This is a genomic window from Massiliimicrobium timonense (genome assembly GCF_042850985.1).
In the GTDB taxonomy this organism is placed as follows: domain Bacteria; phylum Bacillota_I; class Bacilli_A; order Erysipelotrichales; family Coprobacillaceae; genus Allocoprobacillus.
The window spans coordinates 2,213,732-2,236,503 of the sequence record NZ_AP031415.1; the positions used below are offsets into that span (position 1 = coordinate 2,213,732).

Here is a 22,772-nt window from a genome sequence, read left to right on the forward strand (position 1 = left end):
CATCAACTACTTCTTACCAGCAGTTTTACCTTCTTTTCTAATAATTCTTTCATCAACGTATTTAATACCTTTTCCTTTGTAAGGTTCAGGTTTTTTCACAGCTCTAATTCTTGCTGCAATTTCTCCAACTCTTTCTTTAGAGATTCCTGATACAATAATTGATGTCTGAGATGGAGTTTCAATTTTAACTCCTTCTTCACCTTCAACTTCTACTGGATGAGAAAATCCAACATTTAATACTAATTTATTACCTTGCATTTGAGCACGGTATCCAATACCAACAACTTCAAGCTCTTTTTTATAACCGTTGTGTACACCTTCGATCATATTAGCAAGTAATGCTCTTGTTGTTCCGTGTAATTGTTTTACATGTTTTTGTTCACTTGTTCTGCTTACTGTAATAACATTTTCATCCATATTAATATTAATTAATGGAGAAAATTGTCTGACTAAAGTCCCTTTTGCACCTGTAACTGTAACAGTATTATCATCAGCGATTTCAACTTTTACACCTTCAGGTACATTGATAATCTTATTACCTACACGAGACATCAGTTACACCTCCTGTTTTCTTATTTTATTACCAGATATATGCTAATACTTCTCCACCGATTTGTTTAGCTCTTGCTTCTTTATCAGTCATTAATCCTTGAGAAGTAGATAATACAACGATTCCTAAACCATTTAATACTTTAGGAATTTCATTTACTTTAGCGTACTGACGAAGTCCTGGTTTAGATACTCTCTTTAATCCAGTGATGACTCTATCATTTCCTTTATATTTTAAAGTGATGACAATGTTTTTGATGACACCTTCACCCTCAACTTTATATCCTTTAATAAATCCTTCGTTTTTCAAAATTTCAGCTAATTGCACTTTTAATTTTGATGCAGGAATCATAACTTCTTCATGACGTTGTTGATTCGCATTACGAATTCTTGTTAACATATCTGCAATTGGATCTGTCATTTGAAATGTCCTCCTTCCATTTGGATGATTTGATTACCAACTTGCTTTTTTAACACCAGGAATTTCACCTTTGTAAGCTAATTCTCTGAAGCAAATACGGCATAATTTAAATTTTCTAATTACTGCATGTGGACGTCCACAACGTTCGCATCTTGTATATTCACGAACTTTGTATTTTTGAGGACGTTGTTGTTTAACTTTCATTGATGTTTTAGCCATTAATTAAGTCCTCCTTATTTATGGAATGGCATTCCTAATTGTGCTAATAATTCATGACCTTCTTCATCAGTTTTAGCAGTTGTTACGAATACAATATCCATTCCTCTGATTTTGTTTACTTTATCAAAATTGATTTCTGGGAAAATTAATTGTTCTTTAACACCTAAAGTATAATTTCCTCTCCCATCAAAAGAATTCTTTGGTACACCTCTAAAATCTCTTACACGAGGTAAAGAAATACTAATTAATTTATCTAAGAATTCATACATTCTTTCTCCACGTAAAGTAACTTTACAACCAATTGGCATTCCTTCACGTAATTTAAATCCAGCAATTGATTTTTTAGCTCTAGTAATCACTGGTTTTTGTCCTGAAATTAAAGTTAATTCTTCAACAGCTTCATCTAATAATTTAGAGTTGCTAACTGCATCACCAACACCAATGTTGATAACGATTTTTTCCATAGCTGGAACTTGCATTACAGAACTATAGTTAAATTTAGTCATTAATGACTTAACGATTTCATTTTCATAACGTTCCTTTAGTCGGTTCATTATTTAACCTCCTTCCGATTACTTTTTCTTCTTTGTAGTTTTATCTAAGGCTTTACCTGTTTTTTTATTAATACGGTATTTTTTACCCTCTTCATCAAAAGCATAACCAATTTTAACAGCTTGTTTTGCTTTTGTATCATAATATGCAACATTAGAAACATGAATAGGTGCTTCTCTTGTTACAATACCACCTTCTGGATCGGCTTGTGAAGGTTTAATGTGTTTTGTTACCATGTTCACACCTTCAACAATCACTCTATCTTCTTTTCTTAGAATTTGAATAATTTCTCCAGTTTTCCCTTTATCGCTACCAGCGATAACTTGAACTGTATCACCTACACGTAATTTCATCTTCTCGTTTCCTCCTATAATACCTCAGGAGCTAATGATACGATTTTCATAAAATCAGCATCTCTTAACTCTCTTGCTACCGGTCCAAAGATACGAGTTCCTCTAGGTGAATTATCATCTTTGATAATAACACAAGCATTATCATCAAATTTAATATATGAACCATTTTCACGGTTAACACCATATTTTGTTCTTACGATAACAGCTTTTACAACTTCACCTTTTTTAACTGTACCACCTGGAGTCGCTTGTTTCACTGTCGCTACGACTATATCACCGATGTTACTAAATTTTCTATTTGAACCACCAAGGTTTCTGATTACTAGTACTTCTTTTGCTCCTGTATTGTCAGCAACTTTTAATCTGCTTTCATTTTGGATCATTCAAGTGACCTCCTTTCAGATTCTATTCATTAAATAATTTCTGCTTTTTTTACAACTTCTACTAAACGGAAACGTTTAGTTGCTGATAATGGACGAGTTGCCATGATTTTTACAACGTCTCCATCTCTAGCAATGTTTTCTTCATCATGAGCCTTAAACTTTTTAGAAGATTTAACACGTTTTCCGTATTTTTTGTGTTTAACATGAGTTTCAACTAAAACAGTAATTGTTTTATCCATTTTTGTAGAAACAACTGTTCCAGTGTAAACCTTACGATTATTTCTTTCCATAGTCTACTCCTTCTATTTGTTTAATTCTCTTTCTCTAATAATTGTTTTAATTCTTGCGATATTTTTTCTAACTGTTCTAATACGAGCAGTATTTTCTAATTGTCCTGTTGCCTGTTGGAATCTTAATCCAAATAATTCTTTTTTGTACTCTTCTACTTTGTTAAGTAATTCTTGAGTTTCTGTATTTCTAATATCTTGAACTGTCACAATTACTCACCTCTTCCAATAATCTTACATTTCACTGGTAATTTGTGAGATGCAAGTCTTAATGCTTCTCTTGCAACTTCTTCTTCTACACCAGCAACTTCGAACATAACGCGACCTGTTTTTACAACTGCTACCCATTCTTCTGGAGCACCTTTACCTGAACCCATACGGACTTCAAGAGGTTTCTTTGTTTTAGCTAAATGAGGGAAGATTCTAATCCAAACTTGCCCACCACGTTTCATATAACGGTTCATAGCAATACGAGCTGCTTCGATTTGTCTTGAAGTAATCCAAGCACCTTCTTGAGCTTGTAATCCATATTCACCAAAAGAAACTTGAGTTCCACCTTTAGCTTTACCTTCATATTTGATTCTATGAGGTCTTCTATATTTAGTTCTCTTAGGCATCAACATGATTATTTATCCCCTTTCTTCTTTGCAGGAAGAATTTCTCCCTTACAAATCCAAACTTTTACTCCTAATTTTCCATAAGTTGTGTCAGCTTCAGCAGTCGCATAATCAATGTCAGCTCTTAATGTATGAAGAGGTACAACACCTTCAGAATAACCTTCAGTTCTTGCCATATCAGCACCACCTAAACGTCCTGAAACAGCTGTTTTGATTCCTTTAGCACCAGCTCTCATAGCAGCTTGAATAGCTCTTTTTTGAACTGTTCTAAATGAAGCACGGTTTTCTAATTGTTCAGCAATCTTGTTTGCTACAAGTTGAGCAACAACATCTGGATTTTTAATTTCAACGATATTGATAAACACTTGTTTACCGTTAACCATTTTTGCAACTTCTTTTCTTAATGCATCAACAGCTTCACCATCTTTTCCGATAACTACACCAGGACGAGATGTATGAACATAGATGCTTACACGATTTTTAGATCTTTCAATTTCAATATTAGCGACATAAGCGCCTTTTAACTTTGCATATAAGAATTCACGAATTTTGATATCTTCGTGTAATAATGAAGCAAAGTCTTTATCATTAGCATACCATCTTGAATTCCAATTGCGGTTAATGCCAACACGTAATCCTACTGGACTTACTTTTTGACCCATACTTTGCCCTCCTATCTTTCAGCAACCACACAAGTGATGTGGCTTGTTCTTTTTAAAATTTGAGTTCCGCTTCCTTTTGCTCTTGCACGGAATCTTTTTAATGTAGGACCTTCGTCTACATAAATTTCTTTGATGTATAATTTATCTTCTTCTGCACCTTCATTGAATACAGCGTTTTGTGCAGCAGATTTAACGACTTTAATGATTGCAGGAGTTGCACTTTTATTAACGAATTCTAAAATTCCAAGTGCTTCTTTTACTTGCTTCCCTCTTACCAAGTCAACAACTAATCTTGCTTTTTGAGGTGAAACACGAATCATTTTAGCTTGAGCTCTTGCTTCCATGTTTATTTTCTCCTCTCTTTCTATTTACCAGATTTTTTATCATCAGCATCATGACCATGATAAGTTCTTGTAGGAGCAAATTCTCCTAATTTATGTCCAACCATATCTTCAGTAACATATACTGGGATGTGTTCTCTTCCGTTATAAACTGCGAACGTATGTTCAATAAATTGTGGGAAGATTGTAGAACGTCTTGACCATGTTTTAATGACTTCTTTTTTGTTTGCAGCATTTAATGCTTCAACTTTTTTCATTAAGTGTTCATCCACGAATGGACCTTTTTTCAAACTTCTTGCCATATTCTATAACCCTCCTTCTTATTTACCGTTACGACGACGTACGATTAATTTATTTGAAGCTTTCTTTGTATTTCTTGTTTTAACACCAAGTGCTTTTTTACCCCATGGAGTCATTGGTGCTTTACGACCGATTGAAGTTCTACCTTCACCACCACCATGAGGGTGATCATTAGGGTTCATAACAGAACCACGAACAGTAGGTCTAATACCTTTCCATCTGTTACGTCCTGCTTTACCAATGTTAACTAATCCATGATCTTCATTTCCAACAACACCAACTGTTGCTCTACAAACTGCTAAGAATTTTCTTACTTCACCAGAAGCTAATCTTACAGTTACATATTTTCCTTCTTTACCTAAGATTTGAGCAGAAACACCTGCAGATCTAGCAATTTGTCCACCTTTTCCTGGATGCATTTCAATATTGTGGATAACTGTACCTTCAGGCATATTTCCCATTGGTAAACTATTACCAACAATAATATCAGCATTTTCTCCAGAAACAATTTTCATTCCAACTTCTAATCCTTTAGGAGCTAAAATATATCTTTTTTCACCATCTACATAGTGAATTAATGCAATATTTGCAGATCTATTTGGATCATATTCAATTGTTGCAACTTTACCAACAATATCATCTTTATTACGTTTAAAATCAATAATACGATATAAACGTTTATGTCCACCACCGTGATGGCGAGTAGTGATTACACCTTGATTATTACGCCCACCAGTTTTTGATAAACGAACAGTCAATGATTTCTCAGGCTTATTAGTAGTAATTTCTTCATAAGTTAAAGAAGTCATATTACGACGACCATTTGTTGTAGGCTTATATACTTTAATAGGCATCTGTTTTCCTCCTTATTTTTCTTATCTGGAATGGAGTACATTCCAATAGTATATCGGATTATTCTTCACCGAATAAATCGATTGAATATCCTTCTTTTAATTTTACAATAGCTTTCTTTCTTCTTTTTGTTTTACCAACGTATCTACCCATTCTTTTTGTTTTAGGTTTCACATTCATAATGTTTACTTTTTCAACTTTAACGTCAAACATTTTTTCAACTGCAACTTTTACTTCAGTTTTATTTGTATTTACATCAACATCAAATGTATATTTGTTTTCGTTTTGTTGTAACAATAAAGATTTTTCAGTAAGTACTGGTTTCTTTAATACATCAGTTATATGTGCCATTATGCCAATACCTCCTCAACAGCTTTGATAGCTCCTTCAGTCATAACTAGCTTAGTGCTATCTACAATATCATAAACGTTAAGACCTTTTGAATTAATAACTTTAACACCAGGAATATTTCTTGCTGATAAAGCTACGTTTTCATCAACTTCATCCATAACGATTAATGTTTTTCTATTTGCTTCTAAGTTTTCTAACACTTTAACCATTGCTTTTGTCTTTGGTGCTTCCATAGCGATGTTATCTAATACTGTTAATTTACTATCAATCACTTTTTGACTTAAAGCTGATTTAAGCGCTAAACGTCTTACTTTTTTATTCATTTTTAATTTATAGTTTCTATCTGGTGTAGGCCCAAATACAACTCCTCCACCTCTCCATTGTGGAGCACGGATAGATCCTTGTCTTGCTCTACCTGTACCTTTTTGACGCCAAGGTTTCTTTCCTCCACCTTTAACTTCAGTACGGTTTTTCACTTTATGAGTCCCTTGTCTCCATGAAGCTCTTTGTAGTAAGACCATATCAAAGATTGCTTGGTTGTTTGGTTCAATACCAAATACAGATTCATTTAATTCTGTATCTTTTACTTTTTGTCCTTCTTGATTATATACTGCAACTTTTAACATTAGTTTTCCTCCTTTCGCTTCATTATTCAGCAGTTTCCACTGCATCAGTAGTTTCTTCTACTACTGGGCTTTCAGTTTCATATACAACTAAATCTTTAGCAGGATTCACTTTTCCATTTCCTTTGATTGCTGATTTTACAACAACCAAACCTTTTTTAGGACCTGGAATTGATCCGCTAATTAACAATACATTGTTTTCTACATCAACAGCAACGATTTCCAAGTTTTGAACTGTTCTTGTTACGTTACCCATATGTCCTGGTAATTTCTTACCTGGAGCGATTCTATTTGGAGCGATTGGTCCCATTGAACCTACGATTCTATGAGCACCTGAACCATGCCCCATTGGACCTCTTTGTTGTCCATGTCTTTTTATAACACCTTGATAACCTTTACCTTTGCTAGTTCCAGTTACATCAACCACTTCACCAGCTACAAAGCTATCAACCTTTATTTCTTGACCAACTTCATAACTCATCATTTCGTCAAAACGAAATTCTTTAATGAAGCGCTTAGGAGCTGTTTTAGCTTTTGCAACATGTCCCATGTGTGGTTTAGTTGCTAATTTTTCTCTCTTGTCTTCAAAACCAACTTGGATAGCATCATATCCATCAGTAGCAACTGTTTTCTTTTGTAAAACAACATTTGGTGTTGCTTCTACAACTGTTACTGGGATTAATTTTCCATCAGTAGTGAACACTTGAGTCATTCCAATCTTACGACCTAAGATTCCTTTCATGAGTTACACCTTTACCTTTCCTTATAATTTAATTTCAATATCCACACCACTTGGTAATTCTAAACGAGTTAATACATCAACTGTTTCTGGTGTTGGATTCACAATGTCAATTAGACGTTTGTGAGTTCTGATTTCAAATTGTTCACGAGAATCTTTATACTTGTGAACTGCTCTTAAAATTGTATAAACTTCTTTCTCAGTTGGTAGAGGTACAGGACCTACAACTTGAGCCCCTGACTTCTTAGCAGCTGAAACAATTTTTTCAGCAGAAGTATCCAAGATTTTGTGATCAAATGATTTCAAACGAATTCTAATTTTGTTGTTTGCCATGAATTATTCCTCCTTCTTGCCAATTTATTGGCTGCTCGATGCGAATTCCCTGAATACGTCCTCCGCTCATGACAACGGCTTTCAGCGTTTCAGCAACCTCGCACTTCTTCGCATTCACAACAAATGCATTTTACACTATTTTTCCTTTTAAATCAAGCGTTTTTTATATCTTTTGAAATCTTTTTTTAGTGGGGTTAATTGTAAAAGTAAATTCTGCTTAAAAAAATAAAGTGGGATTTAATATTAGGAATTTTATTGTTATATACTATTGAATATCTGTTCATCATTTTATAGGTTAATGATATGAATGAAAATATCTCTAGAAAATAAACATACCACTATTGATCAACGTAATAAGATGTTCAAAATATTAGAAAATAATGAAGTCATTTCTAAATCACCACAGTTTTTTAATAAATGGGTTTTATTAAAACGAATGTAGGAAGCGGTTTAATATAAATTTACATTAAATTGCAAAAAATTCCCTATGAAATAAAGGAATTCACAGGGAATCAAAAAAGCATATCTAATATGCCAGAAACAGTGAAACGATTTTAAACAGCTCCATCTTAAGCAAAACATGATGAAAGAATAAAAAAAAGGACGGAACCAGAAGAAGACTGGACCGTCATGTGAACTGGCAGCGTGCTATTGTCGCAGTTGCCCACTATCTTCGCCGCTATGATGCTTAACTTCTGTGTTCGGCATGGTTACAGGTGTGTCCATCATGCCTTCGCCACCAGATCATCTGAGCACGAACGCTCAAAACTGAACAGCTTCCTTCCTCCCACTTCTTATGGCTAAGCTCTCGGTCTATTAGTATCATTCAGCTCAGCATGTCGCCATGCTTGCACCCATGACCTATCTACCTCCTCGTCTTGGAGGGACCTTCCTTCCGAAGAATGGGAAGTCTCATCTTGGAGGGGGCTTCACGCTTAGATGCCTTCAGCGTTTATCCCTTCCGGACTTGGCTACCCAGCTGTGCCACTGGCGTGACAACTGGTGCACCATCGGTCCGTCCACCCCGGTCCTCTCGTACTGAGGGCAGCTCTCCTCAAACTTCCTGCGCCCACGACAGATAGGGACCGAACTGTCTCACGACGTTCTGAACCCAGCTCGCGTACCGCTTTAATGGGCGAACAGCCCAACCCTTGGAACCGACTTCAGCTCCAGGATGCGATGAGCCGACATCGAGGTGCCAAACCTCCCCGTCGATGTGAACTCTTGGGGGAGATCAGCCTGTTATCCCCAGGGTAGCTTTTATCCGTTGAGCGACGGCCCTTCCATGCGGTGCCGCCGGATCACTAAGCCCGACTTTCGTCCCTGCTCGACTCGTCTGTCTCGCAGTCAAACACCCTTCTGCCTTTGCACTCTGCGCATGGTTTCCATCCATGCTGAGGGTATCTTTGGGCGCCTCCGTTACTCTTTGGGAGGCGACCGCCCCAGTCAAACTGCCCACCTGACACTGTCCCGTCCTCAGTTCCATGAGGCCCGGTTAGAACTCCAATGCATCAAGGGTAGTATCCCAACGTCGGCTCCTCGAATACTGGCGTATCCGTATCTCAGCCTCCTACCTATCCTGTACATCATGCATCAGAGTCCAATATCAGGCTACAGTAAAGCTCCATGGGGTCTTTCCGTCTAGTCGCGGGTAACCTGCATCTTCACAGGTACTAAGACTTCACCGAGTCTACAGCCGAGACAGCGCCCAAATCGTTACGCCTTTCGTGCGGGTCAGAACTTACCTGACAAGGAATTTCGCTACCTTAGGACCGTTATAGTTACGGCCGCCGTTTACTGGGGCTTCGGTTCATGGCTTCGCTTTCGCTGACCACTCCCCTTAACCTTCCAGCACCGGGCAGGCGTCACCCCCTATACTTCGACTTGCGTCTTCGCAGAGAGCTGTGTTTTTGGTAAACAGTCGCTTGGGCCGTTTCACTGCGGCTCAGCTTCCACTGAGCACTCCTTCTCCCTAAGTTACGGAGTCATTTTGCAGAGTTCCTTAGCTATAGTTCTCTCGCTCACCTTAGGATTCTCTCCTTACCCATGTGTGTCCATTTTCGGTACGGGCAGAATGCAGTTATGCTAGAAGCTTTTCTTGGAAGCTGGCTTCAGACTCTTCTGTACTTATCGCAATGTTCCATCCGCTTCACGCCTTCGGGTTGCGCCATCCGGATTTGCCTGGATGACCCCTACCTCGCTTGCTCCAGCTATTCCGTCAGCTGGTTGTCCTAGCCTTCTCCGTCACTCCCTCGCCTGCACTCCGGTACGGGATTCTCCACCCGTTGTCCATCGACTACGCCTTTCGGCCTCGCCTTAGGTCCCGACTTACCCAGAGCGGACGAACCTTCCTCTGGAAACCTTGGGTCTCCGGTGCGTGGGATTCTCACCCACGTGCCGCTACTCACACCGGCATTCTCTCTTCCACACGCTCCACGACTCCTTACGGTATCGCTTCTTCGCTGTCTGGAACGCTCCCCTACCATTTACATCGTAAATCCATAGCTTCGGTATCATGCTTAGCCCCGGTAAATTTTCGGCGCAGAGTCATTCGACCAGTGAGCTGTTACGCACTCTTTCAAGGATGGCTGCTTCTGAGCCAACCTCCTGGTTGTCTGTACATCTCCACATCCTTTTCCACTTAGCATGTATTTGGGGACCTTAGCTGATGGTCTGGGCTGTTTCCCTCTTGACCATGGACCTTATCACCCATGGTCTGACTGCCGTCCATGTCTTCATGACATTCGGAGTTTGATTATGCTCAGTACCTCGAGATGAGGCCATCACATATTCAGTGCTCTACCTTCATGCGACTTCCTGACGACGCTAGCCCTAAAGCTATTTCGGGGAGAACCAGCTATCTCCGGGTTCGTTTGGAATTTCACCCCTAGCCACAATTCATCCGCCAACGTTTCAACGGGGGTCGGTTCGGTCCTCCATCGGGTCTTACCCCGACTTCAACCTGATCATGGCTAGATCACCCGGTTTCGGGTCTATGACATGCAACTTTCGCCCTCTTCAGACTCGCTTTCGCTTCGGCTCCGCATCCCCTGCTTAACCTCGCTCCACATCATAACTCGCCGGCTCATTCTACAAAAGGCACGCCATCACCCATTAACGGGCTCTGACTTCTTGTAAGCATATGGTTTCAGGTTCTCTTTCACTCCCCTCCCGGGGTTCTTTTCACCTTTCCCTCACGGTACTGGTCCACTATCGCTCACCAGGGAGTATTTAGCCTTTCGAGATGGTCCTCGATCCTTCCGTCAGGATTCCTCGTGTCCCGACGTACTCAGGGCCTGCCTCGCCTTCCTCCACGACTTCGGATACGGGAGTTTCACCCTCTTCGCTGCGCCTTCCCCTGCGCTTCTCCTGTCATGTCAGATAGGCTTTATCGGCACCCCTATAACCCCATCATACGATGGTTTGGGCTCCTCCGCTTTCGCTCGCCACTACTTACGGAATCGTTCTTACTTTCCTTTCCTGCAGGTACTGAGATGTTTCAGTTCCCTGCGTATCGCCTCGATTCTTCATCGATGTCATCCTCATGGATGACGGGTTCCCCCATTCGGACATCGACGGGTCCTTGCATGCTTACTGCTCGCCGTCGCGTTTCGCCGTTTGCTGCGTCCTTCTTCGCCTCCTGGTGGCCAGGCATCCGCCATACGCTCTTCTTCGCTTAACCTAAAGTGTTCTCTTTTCGTGCTTTCTTAGTTTGCAACTAGATGATTTCGACCTTCTTCCTGATCTCTTTCATCTTTCGTTTCTTCGCTTTCTTGTAGAAAGTTTGCTGTTCAGTTTTCAATGTTCCTGCCTTGAATGCATCTCTACAGATACACTCAAAACCAAACAGTATCCACATCTTCTCTTCTCCCTAGAAAGGAGGTGATCCATCCCCACGTTCCCGTAGGGATACCTTGTTACGACTTCACCCCAATCATCAGTCCCACCTTAGACAGCTCCCTCCTTGCGGTTGGGCCACCGGCTTCGGGTGTTACCAACTCTCATGGTGTGACGGGCGGTGTGTACAAGGCCCGAGAACGTATTCACCGCGACATGCTGATTCGCGATTACTAGCGATTCCAGCTTCGTGCAGTCGAGTTGCAGACTGCAGTCCGAACTGTGAACGGGTTTCTGGGTTTCGCTCCACCTCGCGGCTTCGCCTCCCTCTGATCCGTCCATTGTAGCACGTGTGTAGCCCAGGTCATAAGGGGCATGATGATTTGACGTCATCCCCGCCTTCCTCCTCCTTGCAGAGGCAGTCTCGCCAGAGTCCCCAACCTAATGCTGGCAACTGGCAACAGGGGTTGCGCTCGTTGCGGGACTTAACCCAACATCTCACGACACGAGCTGACGACAACCATGCACCACCTGTGTGAGATATATCTATCTCCCTGTCTCCAGGGCCTTTATCTCCATGTCAAGACCTGGTAAGGTTCTTCGCGTTGCTTCGAATTAAACCACATGCTCCACCGCTTGTGCGGGCCCCCGTCAATTCCTTTGAGTTTCATTCTTGCGAACGTACTACTCAGGCGGAGTGCTTATTGCGTTAACTCCAGCACTGAGGTCTGACCCCCAACACTTAGCACTCATCGTTTACGGCGTGGACTACTAGGGTATCTAATCCTATTTGCTCCCCACGCTTTCGGGACTGAGCGTCAGCTGCACCCCAGACCGCCGCCTTCGCCACTGGTGTTCCTCCATATATCTACGCATTTCACCGCTACACATGGAATTCCGCGATCCTCTGATGCTCTCTAGCTGTGCGGTTTCCACGGCTTACCGAAGTTTAGCTCCGGTCTTTCACCGCAGACCTGCACTGCCGCCTGCTCCCTCTTTACGCCCAATGATTCCGGATAACGCTCGCCACCTACGTATTACCGCGGCTGCTGGCACGTAGTTAGCCGTGGCTTCCTCATGAAGTACCGTCACGCACATGGCATTCCCTCCATCTGCCGTTCTTCCTTCATAACAGAAGTTTACATCACGAATGACTTCTTCCTTCACGCGGCGTTGCTCGGTCAGGCTTTCGCCCATTGCCGAAAATTCCCTACTGCTGCCTCCCGTAGGAGTCTGGGCCGTGTCTCAGTCCCAGTGTGGCCGTCCACCCTCTCAGGCCGGCTACGCATCGTCGCCCTGGTGAGCCGTTACCTCACCAGCTGGCTAATGCGTCATAAGCCCATCCCTGTGCTATCCCGTGGGATATTTAACATAGTCGACATGCGTCCTCTATGCCTATGCGGTCTTAGCTGCCGTTTCCAGCAGTTATCCCCCTCACAGGGGCAGGTTGCTTATGTCTTACTCACCCGTTCGCCACTCAATGCCGAAGCATTGCGTCCGACTTGCATGTATTAGGCACGCCGCCAGCGTTCATCCTGAGCCAGGATCAAACTCTCCATTGTCCTTTTCTATCTTCAGACAATTTCATGTCTTCTTGACTCTTTTTCTTTTTCTTTCTTTTCTATTGACGTGTTTACTGTTCAGTTTTCAATGTTCCTGTCGCCCTCTCTCTCGAGTGCTCATCTATAATATCATCTATCCCTCCCCTTTGCAACCCTTTTTTTCATTTTTTTTCGTTTTTTTATCCCTCTTTTTTTTAAAATTCTATTTTTTATTGATTTTATCAATGTTTTTTTATTTGTTATTTTGTAAATATTTACTCAGAAATTCAAAAATAAAACCCCATTAACTGAGTTAATCCTCCGTCATTGGGGTTTTGCTTGAATCACTAACCTTTTAATTATTTGATTTTTTTATAAAGATCAATAAATTCTTGTGCTAAATCAATAACAACTAATGCAGTCATTAAGTGATCTTGAGCATGTACCATTAATAAGTTTAATGGAGCTTTTTCTCCTCTAATTTCAGCCTGAATTAATTCAGTTTGTGCATGATGCGCTTCATTTACAGTTTCTTTTGCGTTTTGTAATGATTCATCAGCCTTATCTAAATCACCAGCTTTAGCGTATTGAATAGCTTCAATTGCTGAGCTACGAGCACTACCACTGTTTACAATAAGGTTGATAACTACTTGTTCTTGTTCATCCATTTTCAATTTCTCCTTTAACAAACAAATTCAGAATTACTCTGTATATTTATTTTATCAAATCACCTTTATAATTTCAACTATAAAGATTAAAGAAAAGAAAAATGTTTAAGTGCTTTCACAATTCCATCATTCTCAACATTATCAGTGATAAAATCAGCAACTTTTTTTGTTTCCATAGCTGCATTTCCCATTGCAATACCCAAATTTACACACCTTAACATTTCTATATCATTACGTCCATCACCAAATGCAATTGTATCTTTCATTGTTTTACCTAAACCATTAATCAATTTCTCAATCCCTTTGGCTTTAGATTCACCTTTCAAGGTTAAATCAAACGATAAGCCACTTTGGTGCTGCTGGATATGAAAATAAGGCGATAATACGTTTTTCATTGGTTCTATATCTTGATCAGAATTCAAAACAATCATACCAATATAAGTTTCTATTTCATTAACATCAAAAGAATCAATAATAACCTTATCTTTCATTCCCCAATTATTTTTAAACTCTATATGTTTACGGTTATCTTTATTCAAAACATAAATATAATCATTACCCTCAAAATAATAAGCTAAATTTCTTTCTAAACAAAACTCATGAGTCTTTATAATTGCTTCTTTTGATACGATACTTTTATATATTTCTTTATTTTCATATTCTACATAAGCACCATTACAAGTCACATATCCACTAAACGGATAATCCATGACACCATCTACAATAAAACACTTACATCTCCCAGTAGCCAAAAAAACAGCGTGTCCTTGTCTTTTTAGACTATCCATAGCTTCTCGAACTTTTTGGGGAATGCTGTAAATACCTTTACTACATTCAATAAGCGTTCCATCTATATCAAAGAAAAATAGTTTGCTCATATCACACCTCCATACTTTAACATCATAACCTTTTTATAAAAAAGTGTAAACAAAAAAGGTATCGATAAGATACCTTTTCATGAAAATTATTCAATAACTTCAGTAACTGTTCCAGAAGCAACAGTTCTTCCACCTTCACGAATTGAGAATTTAGTACCATTTTCAAGTGCGATAGCATGGATTAATTCAACTGTTAATTCTACGTTATCTCCTGGCATAACCATTTCTACACCTTCTGGTAATTCGATAACACCAGTGATGTCAGTAGTTCTGAAATAGAATTGTGGTCTATAGTTAGAGAAGAATGGTGTATGACGTCCACCTTCATCTTTTGATAAAACGTAAACTTGGCATACGAATTTTTTGTGTGGATGTACTGATCCTGGTTTAGCTAATACTTGTCCACGTTGAATTTGATCTCTGTTGATACCTCTTAATAATACCCCTACGTTATCTCCTGCTTCAGCGTAATCTAATAATTTACGGAACATTTCGATACCAGTAGCAACTGTATTTTGAGTTTCATGAATACCAACGATTTCGATTGGGTCATTTAATTTTAATTGTCCTCTTTCAACACGTCCTGTAGCAACTGTTCCACGTCCAGTGATTGTAAATACGTCTTCAACTGGCATTAAGAATGGTTTGTCAGTATCACGAGTTGGAGTTGGGATATAAGTATCTACAGCTTCCATTAATTCATGAATAGCTGGTACCCATTTTGGATCTCCTTCTAATGCTTTTAAAGCTGATCCACGAATAATAGGAGTATCATCTCCTGGGAATCCGTATTCATTTAATAATTCACGAACTTCCATTTCAACTAATTCAATTAATTCTTCGTCATCAACCATATCGCATTTATTTAAGAATACGATGATGTAAGGTACACCTACTTGACGAGATAATAAGATGTGTTCTCTTGTTTGTGGCATAGGTCCATCAGTAGCAGCTACTACTAAGATAGCTCCATCCATTTGAGCAGCACCAGTAATCATGTTTTTGATGTAGTCAGCATGACCTGGACAGTCAACGTGTGCATAGTGACGAGTTGCTGTTTGATATTCAACGTGTGCAGTGTTGATTGTGATACCACGTTCTTTTTCTTCAGGTGCAGCATCAATTGCAGCGTAGTCCATTGCTTTAGCATTTCCTTCTTGTGCTAAAACAGTAGTGATTGCTGCAGTTAAAGTTGTTTTTCCATGGTCAACGTGACCAATTGTTCCAATATTAACATGCGCTTTAGAGCGGTCAAATTTTTCTTTAGCCATTTAAGCTTCCTCCTATATAAATTTCTTTAAATTTTTACATATACATTCTAAATGATTTATCTCAAAAATGCAATACTTTTAGTGGATTAATTATTTCCACCATTTTTCTTAATAATACTTTCTGCAATTGACTTAGGAACTGGTTCATAACGATCAAATTGCATAGTGTAATTTCCACGTCCTTGTGTAAATGATCTTAAGTCAGTAACATATCCAAACATTTCAGATAAAGGTACACTTGCTTGTACTAAAACAGCGTTTCCTCTTTCTTCTTGTCCTTCAATCATACCACGTCTAGAAGAGATATCTCCCATAACGCTTCCTAAATATTCAGAAGGTGCAGTGACTTCTACAGCCATAATTGGTTCCAAGATAACTGGATCACATTTTTTACCAGCTTCTTTTAATGCTAAACTTGCAGCAACCTTGTATGCCATTTCTGATGAGTCGACATCATGGTAAGAACCATCAAATAAAGTTGCTTTAATATCCAATACTGGATACCCTGCAATCATACCATTTTCTAATGCTTCTTCAAGCCCAGCTTTTACTGAACCAATGTATTCTCTAGGGACAGTTCCACCAACTACAGCATCAACGAATTCAAATCCTTTACCTTCATTTGGTTCGAATTTAATCCATACATGTCCGTATTGTCCACGACCACCTGACTGACGTACGAATTTACCTTCACAATCAGCAGCTTTTCTAATTGTTTCACGATAAGCAACTTGTGGTGCCCCAACATTAGCTTCAACTTTGTATTCTCTCTTTAAACGATCAACGATAACGTCTAAGTGTAATTCCCCAACTCCGGCAATAATTGTATCACCAGTTTCAGGATTTGTAGTGACTCTGAATGTAGGGTCTTCTTCAGCTAATCTTGCTAAACCGTTACTTAATTTATCTTGGTCTTGTTTTGTTTTTGGTTCAATTGCTAATTCAATAACTGGTTCAGGGAATTCCATTTTTTCTAAGATAATGAAATTCTTTTCATCACAGATAGTATCCCCAGTTGTTGTATTTTTAAATCCAACAGCTGCAGCAATATCTCCAGCGTAAACTTCGCTAATTTCTTTACGTGTATTAGCATGCATCTGTAAGATACGTCCTAAACGTTCTTTTTTATCTTTAGAAGAGTTTAAAACATATGATCCAGATTCAATATGTCCTGAATATACACGGAAGAATGTTAATTTACCAACAAATGGGTCAGCCATAATCTTAAATGCTAATGCAGAGAATGGCTCATCATCACTTGCATGTCTTTCGATTTCGTTACCATCTTCATCTTCACCTTTAATTGATGGAACATCAGTTGGTGCAGGTAAGAAGTCGATAACAGCATCTAACATTAACTGTACACCTTTGTCTTTATAAGCAGATCCACATAATACTGGGAATAATTCAACAGCTAATACTCCTTTACGGATTGCTGCTTTAATTTCTTCTTCAGTAACTGGTTCTTCTTCTAAGACTTTCATCATTAAATCATCATCAAAAGATGCAGCTGAATCAATCATTTTTTGACGATATTCTTCTGCTTGAGCTTTCATATTTTCAGGAATTTCAGAATAAACAACGTTTTCACCCTTAGCTCCTTCAAAATGAACAGCTTTCATTTTAATTAAGTCAATAACACCTTCAAATGTATCTTCGGCACCAATTGGTAATTGAATAGCTACAGCGTTAGCATCTAATCTTTTTCCAATAGATTCAACAGACATTAAGAAATCTGCCCCAGTTGCATCCATTTTGTTACAGAAGACAATTCGAGGAACTCCATAAGTTGTTGCTTGACGCCAAACAGTTTCTGTTTGTGGTTCAACACCAGCTTTTGAGTCTAATACAGTAACAGCACCATCAAGTACACGTAAAGAACGTTCTACTTCAACAGTGAAATCGACATGGCCTGGAGTATCAATGATGTTAACACGGTATCCATTCCATTGTGCAGTTGTTGCTGCTGAAGTGATTGTAATACCACGTTCTTGCTCTTGTTCCATCCAGTCCATTTGTGAAGCACCATCATGTGTTTCACCAATTTTATGAATTTTTCCAGTGTAATAAAGAACACGTTCAGTTGTTGTTGTTTTACCAGCATCAATGTGAGCCATGATTCCAATATTACGAGTTTTTTCTAACGAAAATTCACGAGCCATATTTTTCTCCTTTCAAATATTTCCTCTAAATCATATATTACCAACGGAAATGTGCAAATGCTTTATTAGCTTCAGCCATCTTATGAGTATCTTCTTTCTTTTTCACAGAAGCACCAGTTCCATTAGAGGCATCAATAATTTCATTAGCAAGACGATCAATCATGCTTTTTTCGTTTCTTAAACGAGAATAGTTAACTAACCATCTTAATCCTAATGTCATTCTTCTTTCTGGAGATACTTCAACAGGTACTTGATAGTTAGCTCCTCCAATACGTCTTACTTTTAATTCAAGTACAGGCATGATATTGTTGATTGCTTGATCAAATACTTCCATTGCAGGATTTCCAGTTTTTTCTTCAACTTTTTTAAATGCTTCATATAAGATGTTTTGAGCAACACCTTTTTTACCATCAAGCATGATATTGTTAATTAATTTTGTAACTACCTTAGAATTATAAATTGGATCAGGTAGTACATCTCTTTTTGCTACGCGTCCTCTTCTTGACATCAGTTTTTCCTCCTATCTCTTATTTTTTAGGTTTTTTAGCTCCATAACGAGAGCGTCCTTGCATACGATCTTTTACACCAGCACAGTCCATAGTACCACGAATAATATGATAACGAACCCCTGGTAAGTCCTTAACACGTCCTCCACGAATTAACACAACACTGTGTTCCTGTAAGTTGTGCCCAATTCCTGGAATATATGCAGTTACTTCCATTCCGTTTGACAAACGAACACGGGCATATTTACGTAAAGCCGAGTTAGGTTTCTTTGGTGTCATAGTGGCAACACGAGTACAAACACCACGTTTTTGAGGTGAACTAATATTAGTTGGTTTCTTTAATAATGAGTTGTAACCTCTATTTAACGCAGGTGATTTTGATTTAGATGTTTTTTCACTACGTCCTTTTCTGACTAATTGATTAATTGTAGGCATGTTTTTCTCCTTTCCTTTCTTCTTAACACACAATTCCGGGTGTTTCATTTTTTGATGAGATAAAATGCACTCTTAGTCGAGTACCGAAAGCAATTATATACGACAAAATTTATAAAGTCAACACTTTTTACTCTTTTTATCAAAGAAAAACAAGATCTTTTTTAAGACCTTGTTTCTTTATTTTATTCTGTTGTTGAAAATTCTTCATCAATTTCAGTACTGCTTAACAAACTTTCTGATAAAGTTTCAGCTTGTAAATGTTCAGCTTCTTCTAATTCCTTTTCTTTGCGTGCTTCTTCTAACTCTCTAGCAATCGTTTCAGGTGATTTTAAAGGTCCTCTTAACCCTGTACCAGCAGGTAATAATTTACCAATAATAACATTTTCTTTAAGACCTCTTAATTCATCAACCTTCCCTTTAATAGCCGCATCTGTTAAGATTTTTGTTGTTTCCTGGAATGAAGCAGCAGATAAGAATGATTCAGTTTCAAGTGAAGCTTTTGTGATCCCTAACAAGATTGGTCTTGCAACAGCAGGATGTTTTCCAGCTTTTAAGGCTTCTTTATTTAATTCAGTAAATTTTTGAACATTAATATGAGTACCAGGTAATGCTCCAGTATCTCCACCTTCAACAATTCTCATCTTCTTCAACATTTGATGAATAATAACTTCAATGTGTTTATCTGAAATTTCAATACCTTGTAAACGATAAACTTTTTGAACTTCTTTCAAGATATAATTTTCTACAGCTTTGACATCAGCAACAGCTAATAATTCTTTTGGATCAATTGATCCTTCAGTAATTTTAGAACCAATACCAACTTCATCACCTACAGAGACTCTTAATTTTGCACCATAAGGTGTTAAATAACTCTTTGTTTCAAGTAAGTTAGAAACGACAACTTCAGCTCTACCATTGTTATCAATGATATTAGAAACTTCACCATCAATTTCAGAAATAATAGATTTTGCTTTTGGATTTCTTGCTTCAAATAACTCTTGAATACGAGGTAAACCTTGAGTAATATCGGCACCACCAGCAACTCCACCCATGTGGAATGTACGCATTGTTAACTGTGTACCAGGTTCACCAATTGATTGAGCCGCCATAATACCAATAGCTTCTCCTAATTCAACTTGTTCACCAGTTGCTAAGTTACGACCATAACATTTTCTACAAATTCCATTTTTAGCTTTACATCCAAAGATTGAACGAATTTCAACTTCTTTGATTCCAGCATCTGTAATATTTTTAGCAATCGCTTCATCAATCATTTCTCCCGCTTGAACAAGCACTTCTCCTGTTTCAGGATGAACAACATCCTTTTGAGAATAACGTCCTACTAGACGGTCATATAATGGCACAATCACTGAATTATCTGAAGTATTGTACAATTCAGTAACAACAAATCCCTGATCTGTGCCACAATCATCTTCAGTAACAATGACTTCTTGAGCAACATCAACCAAACGTCTTGTCAAGTATCCTGAATCGGCTGTCTTTAAGGCTGTATCAGTAGATCCTTTACGGGCACCATGTGTAGAGATGAAGAATTCAGATGCTGTTAAACCTTCTCTAAATGAAGATTTGATAGGCAACTCAATCGTTTCACCTTTTGGATTAGACATCAATCCACGCATACCTACTAACTGTGTAAAGTTTGAGATATTACCACGTGCTCCTGAATCAGACATAATGAAGATTGGATTACGATCATCTGCCTCAAATTCTTCCTTAACAACAGCTTGAACTTGGTCTTTAACAGATTCCCATAACTTAATAACAATATTATGTCTTTCTTCATCAGTGATTTTCCCTTTACGATATAATTTCTTGATTACTTCAAGTTTTTCATCAGCTTCATCAAATAAAACGTATTTACTTTGTGGAACCTGAATATCATAAACAGAAACTGTAATACCAGCAATTGTAGAATAATAGAATCCTTGATCTTTTAATTTATCCAACATCGCTGTTGTATCACTAATTTTTGTAGGATCAAACATTTCATTGATAATGTTTCCTAAAGCTTTTTTACCCAATGGTTTAATTAAAGGCTGTGCTTTAATATGTGCTTTAATATCAGTACCCATTGGTACGAAATATTTATCTGGTGTTGCTACTAAATTTTCTTTACTAGAATCATTGATAAATGGGAATGCCCCATCAAAAATCTGGTTAAAGATAATTTTACCAACACTTGTAATTAAATAGCTATTATTTTGTTTTTCAGTAAATGTCTTATTCTTTAAAGATTTTCCTCTAATCGCAATTCTTGTGTGTAAATGTACAGTTTTTGCATCATATGCCATTAAAACTTCATTCACATCTGCAAAAACAGTTCCTTCACCAATAGCCCCTTCATCTTCTAATGTTAAGTAATAGTTACCTAACACCATGTCCTGAGAAGGTGTAACGATAGGTTTTCCATCTTTTGGTCCAAGGATATTGTGAGAACCTAACATTAACTGTCTAGCTTCTTGAATAGCTTCTTCCCCTAATGGAACGTGAACTGCCATCTGGTCACCATCAAAGTCAGCGTTGAACGCTGGACATACTAATGGGTGCAAACGAATAGCACGTCCTTCAACCAATTTAGGTTCGAATGCCTGAATACCTAATCTATGCAATGTAGGCGCACGGTTTAATAAGACTGGATGTTCTTTGATGACTTCTTCAACGATTGGCCAAATCACATCATCCATCTTATCAATTAATCTTTCAGCCGCTTTAATATTTGTTGCTATTTGTTCTCTTACTAATCCACTAATGACAAATGGTTTAAATAAGTTTAAAGCCATTTCACGTGGAATACCACATTGATACATCTTTAAATCAGGTCCAACAGCGATAACTGAACGTCCTGAATAGTCAACACGTTTTCCAAGTAAGTTTTGACGGAAACGCCCTTGCTTTCCTTTTAACGTATGACTTAATGATTTTAATGGTCTTCCTCCAGCCCCAGTAATTGGTTTTGAACGACGTCCATTATCAATTAAGGCATCCACTGCTTCTTGTAACATACGCTTTTCATTTTGCACAATAATAGAAGGTGTTCCTAGCTCTAACAACTTTTTCAAACGATTATTACGTGTAATAACACGACGATATAAATCATTCAAGTCACTTGTCGCAAAACGTCCACCATCCAATTGTAACATTGGTCTTAAATCAGGTGGAATAACAGGAAGAACATCTAAGATCATCCATTCTGGTTGATTGTGTGAAGTTCTAAATGCCTCAATTGCTTCAAGTCTTTTCAATAATTTTGAACGTCTTTGTCCTTGTGCTTCTTTTAAGTCTTTTGTTACCAATTCAAATTCTTCATCTAAATCGACTTTTTGAAGCAAGATTTTAATCGCTTCTGCCCCAGTTTTAGCCTCAAATTGATGACCAAATTTTTCATAACAGTTACGATAATCTCTTTCAGATAAGACTTGTTTATATTCTAAAGGTGTACTTCCCTTATCAGTAACAACATAAGAAACGAAATAAATAATTTCTTCAAGTTGTTTTGGTGTCATATCAAGGATTAATCCCATTCTTGATGGAATACCCTTTAAATACCAGATATGTGCAACCGGTGTAGCCAGTTCAATATGCCCCATACGTTCACGACGTACAGATGATTTTGTCACTTCAACACCACAACGATTGCAGATAACACCTTTATATCTCACTTTCTTATATTTTCCACAGCTACATTCCCAATCCTTAGATGGTCCAAAGATTTTTTCACAAAATAGACCATCTTTTTCAGGCTTTTGAGAACGATAATTAATAGTTTCAGGTTTTTTAACTTCACCATAAGACCATTCACGAATTTTTTCTGGAGAAGCTAATCCAATTTGGATTGCTGAAAAGTTATTGACATCTGCCATTCATATTTCCT

The 22,772-nt window shown here is 38.2% G+C and carries 24 protein-coding genes and 3 rRNA genes; all 27 read right to left on the minus strand.

Annotated features, from left to right (window positions below):
• Nucleotides 1-6: 6 nt before the first annotated feature.
• The 27 genes from rplF to rpoC all read right to left on the minus strand — a co-directional run bounded on the left by rplF (nucleotide 7) and on the right by rpoC (nucleotide 22,761).
• Nucleotides 7-552, minus strand: coding sequence for a 50S ribosomal protein L6 (rplF, locus tag ACGHJ8_RS11600; RefSeq protein ID WP_087357963.1), 546 nt, complete (start codon nucleotides 550-552; stop codon nucleotides 7-9).
• Between the two features lie 28 nt (nucleotides 553-580).
• Nucleotides 581-970 carry a 30S ribosomal protein S8 gene (rpsH, locus tag ACGHJ8_RS11605; protein ID WP_087357962.1) on the minus strand — a complete coding sequence of 130 codons (390 nt, stop codon included), beginning with the start codon at nucleotides 968-970 and terminating at the stop codon, nucleotides 581-583.
• 33 nt (nucleotides 971-1,003) lie between these two features.
• Nucleotides 1,004-1,189: a type Z 30S ribosomal protein S14 gene (locus ACGHJ8_RS11610; protein WP_066447586.1), complete on the minus strand. Its 186-nt coding sequence runs from the start codon at nucleotides 1,187-1,189 to the stop codon at nucleotides 1,004-1,006.
• Nucleotides 1,190-1,203: 14 nt separating this feature from the next.
• Nucleotides 1,204-1,746, minus strand: coding sequence for a 50S ribosomal protein L5 (rplE, locus tag ACGHJ8_RS11615; protein ID WP_239386244.1), 543 nt, complete (start codon nucleotides 1,744-1,746; stop codon nucleotides 1,204-1,206).
• Between the two features lie 15 nt (nucleotides 1,747-1,761).
• Nucleotides 1,762-2,094, minus strand: coding sequence for a 50S ribosomal protein L24 (gene rplX / locus ACGHJ8_RS11620; protein WP_390540480.1), 333 nt, complete (start codon nucleotides 2,092-2,094; stop codon nucleotides 1,762-1,764).
• Between the two features lie 14 nt (nucleotides 2,095-2,108).
• Nucleotides 2,109-2,477: a 50S ribosomal protein L14 gene (rplN, locus tag ACGHJ8_RS11625; protein WP_087357960.1), complete on the minus strand. Its 369-nt coding sequence runs from the start codon at nucleotides 2,475-2,477 to the stop codon at nucleotides 2,109-2,111.
• Nucleotides 2,478-2,506: 29 nt separating this feature from the next.
• Nucleotides 2,507-2,767, minus strand: a complete 261-nt coding sequence (gene rpsQ / locus ACGHJ8_RS11630; RefSeq protein ID WP_087357959.1) for a 30S ribosomal protein S17 — start codon at nucleotides 2,765-2,767, stop codon at nucleotides 2,507-2,509.
• A 12-nt stretch (nucleotides 2,768-2,779) separates the two neighbouring features.
• Nucleotides 2,780-2,974, minus strand: a complete 195-nt coding sequence (gene rpmC / locus ACGHJ8_RS11635; protein ID WP_087245362.1) for a 50S ribosomal protein L29 — start codon at nucleotides 2,972-2,974, stop codon at nucleotides 2,780-2,782.
• 2 nt (nucleotides 2,975-2,976) lie between these two features.
• The gene (gene rplP / locus ACGHJ8_RS11640) at nucleotides 2,977-3,387 is read right to left on the minus strand and encodes a 50S ribosomal protein L16 (protein ID WP_087245360.1); all 411 of its coding nucleotides are present in this window, start codon (nucleotides 3,385-3,387) and stop codon (nucleotides 2,977-2,979) included.
• A 2-nt stretch (nucleotides 3,388-3,389) separates the two neighbouring features.
• On the minus strand, nucleotides 3,390-4,043 hold the full coding sequence (gene rpsC / locus ACGHJ8_RS11645; protein ID WP_390540483.1) for a 30S ribosomal protein S3: 654 nt from the start codon (nucleotides 4,041-4,043) through the stop codon (nucleotides 3,390-3,392).
• Nucleotides 4,044-4,054: 11 nt separating this feature from the next.
• Nucleotides 4,055-4,387, minus strand: coding sequence for a 50S ribosomal protein L22 (gene rplV, locus ACGHJ8_RS11650; RefSeq protein ID WP_087245356.1), 333 nt, complete (start codon nucleotides 4,385-4,387; stop codon nucleotides 4,055-4,057).
• Between the two features lie 20 nt (nucleotides 4,388-4,407).
• A complete protein-coding gene (gene rpsS, locus ACGHJ8_RS11655; RefSeq protein WP_087245354.1) occupies nucleotides 4,408-4,686 on the minus strand; it encodes a 30S ribosomal protein S19 in 279 nt (92 codons plus the stop codon).
• 18 nt (nucleotides 4,687-4,704) lie between these two features.
• Nucleotides 4,705-5,538, minus strand: a complete 834-nt coding sequence (rplB, locus tag ACGHJ8_RS11660; protein WP_087357958.1) for a 50S ribosomal protein L2 — start codon at nucleotides 5,536-5,538, stop codon at nucleotides 4,705-4,707.
• Nucleotides 5,539-5,596: 58 nt separating this feature from the next.
• Nucleotides 5,597-5,887: a 50S ribosomal protein L23 gene (gene rplW, locus ACGHJ8_RS11665; protein WP_087357957.1), complete on the minus strand. Its 291-nt coding sequence runs from the start codon at nucleotides 5,885-5,887 to the stop codon at nucleotides 5,597-5,599.
• Nucleotides 5,887-6,513, minus strand: a complete 627-nt coding sequence (gene rplD / locus ACGHJ8_RS11670) for a 50S ribosomal protein L4 (RefSeq protein WP_390540487.1) — start codon at nucleotides 6,511-6,513, stop codon at nucleotides 5,887-5,889. The genes rplW and rplD overlap by 1 nt, the downstream gene beginning before the upstream one ends.
• A gap of 22 nt (nucleotides 6,514-6,535) precedes the next feature.
• Nucleotides 6,536-7,252, minus strand: coding sequence for a 50S ribosomal protein L3 (gene rplC / locus ACGHJ8_RS11675; RefSeq protein ID WP_211963189.1), 717 nt, complete (start codon nucleotides 7,250-7,252; stop codon nucleotides 6,536-6,538).
• A gap of 21 nt (nucleotides 7,253-7,273) precedes the next feature.
• Nucleotides 7,274-7,582 (minus strand): 30S ribosomal protein S10, encoded by a 309-nt coding sequence (gene rpsJ / locus ACGHJ8_RS11680; protein ID WP_087245344.1) that lies wholly within the window; start codon nucleotides 7,580-7,582, stop codon nucleotides 7,274-7,276.
• Nucleotides 7,583-8,217: 635 nt separating this feature from the next.
• Nucleotides 8,218-8,326, minus strand: a 5S ribosomal RNA gene (rrf, locus tag ACGHJ8_RS11685).
• 52 nt (nucleotides 8,327-8,378) lie between these two features.
• Nucleotides 8,379-11,264: ribosomal RNA gene (locus ACGHJ8_RS11690) — 23S ribosomal RNA — on the minus strand.
• 193 nt (nucleotides 11,265-11,457) lie between these two features.
• Nucleotides 11,458-12,981: ribosomal RNA gene (locus ACGHJ8_RS11695) — 16S ribosomal RNA — on the minus strand.
• The 16S, 23S and 5S rRNA genes sit together here, the layout of an rRNA operon.
• 338 nt (nucleotides 12,982-13,319) lie before the next feature.
• On the minus strand, nucleotides 13,320-13,628 hold the full coding sequence (locus ACGHJ8_RS11700) for a PTS lactose/cellobiose transporter subunit IIA (RefSeq protein ID WP_087244283.1): 309 nt from the start codon (nucleotides 13,626-13,628) through the stop codon (nucleotides 13,320-13,322).
• Between the two features lie 86 nt (nucleotides 13,629-13,714).
• On the minus strand, nucleotides 13,715-14,506 hold the full coding sequence (locus tag ACGHJ8_RS11705) for a Cof-type HAD-IIB family hydrolase (RefSeq protein WP_211963187.1): 792 nt from the start codon (nucleotides 14,504-14,506) through the stop codon (nucleotides 13,715-13,717).
• Nucleotides 14,507-14,592: 86 nt separating this feature from the next.
• Nucleotides 14,593-15,777, minus strand: coding sequence for an elongation factor Tu (gene tuf / locus ACGHJ8_RS11710; protein WP_087357336.1), 1,185 nt, complete (start codon nucleotides 15,775-15,777; stop codon nucleotides 14,593-14,595).
• Nucleotides 15,778-15,863: 86 nt separating this feature from the next.
• A complete protein-coding gene (fusA, locus tag ACGHJ8_RS11715) occupies nucleotides 15,864-17,939 on the minus strand; it encodes an elongation factor G (RefSeq protein ID WP_205091065.1) in 2,076 nt (691 codons plus the stop codon).
• A gap of 37 nt (nucleotides 17,940-17,976) precedes the next feature.
• A complete protein-coding gene (gene rpsG, locus ACGHJ8_RS11720; protein WP_087244287.1) occupies nucleotides 17,977-18,447 on the minus strand; it encodes a 30S ribosomal protein S7 in 471 nt (156 codons plus the stop codon).
• Nucleotides 18,448-18,466: 19 nt separating this feature from the next.
• Nucleotides 18,467-18,880 (minus strand): 30S ribosomal protein S12, encoded by a 414-nt coding sequence (gene rpsL / locus ACGHJ8_RS11725; RefSeq protein WP_087244288.1) that lies wholly within the window; start codon nucleotides 18,878-18,880, stop codon nucleotides 18,467-18,469.
• A gap of 182 nt (nucleotides 18,881-19,062) precedes the next feature.
• Nucleotides 19,063-22,761, minus strand: coding sequence for a DNA-directed RNA polymerase subunit beta' (gene rpoC, locus ACGHJ8_RS11730; RefSeq protein WP_390540492.1), 3,699 nt, complete (start codon nucleotides 22,759-22,761; stop codon nucleotides 19,063-19,065).
• Nucleotides 22,762-22,772 lie beyond the last annotated feature (11 nt).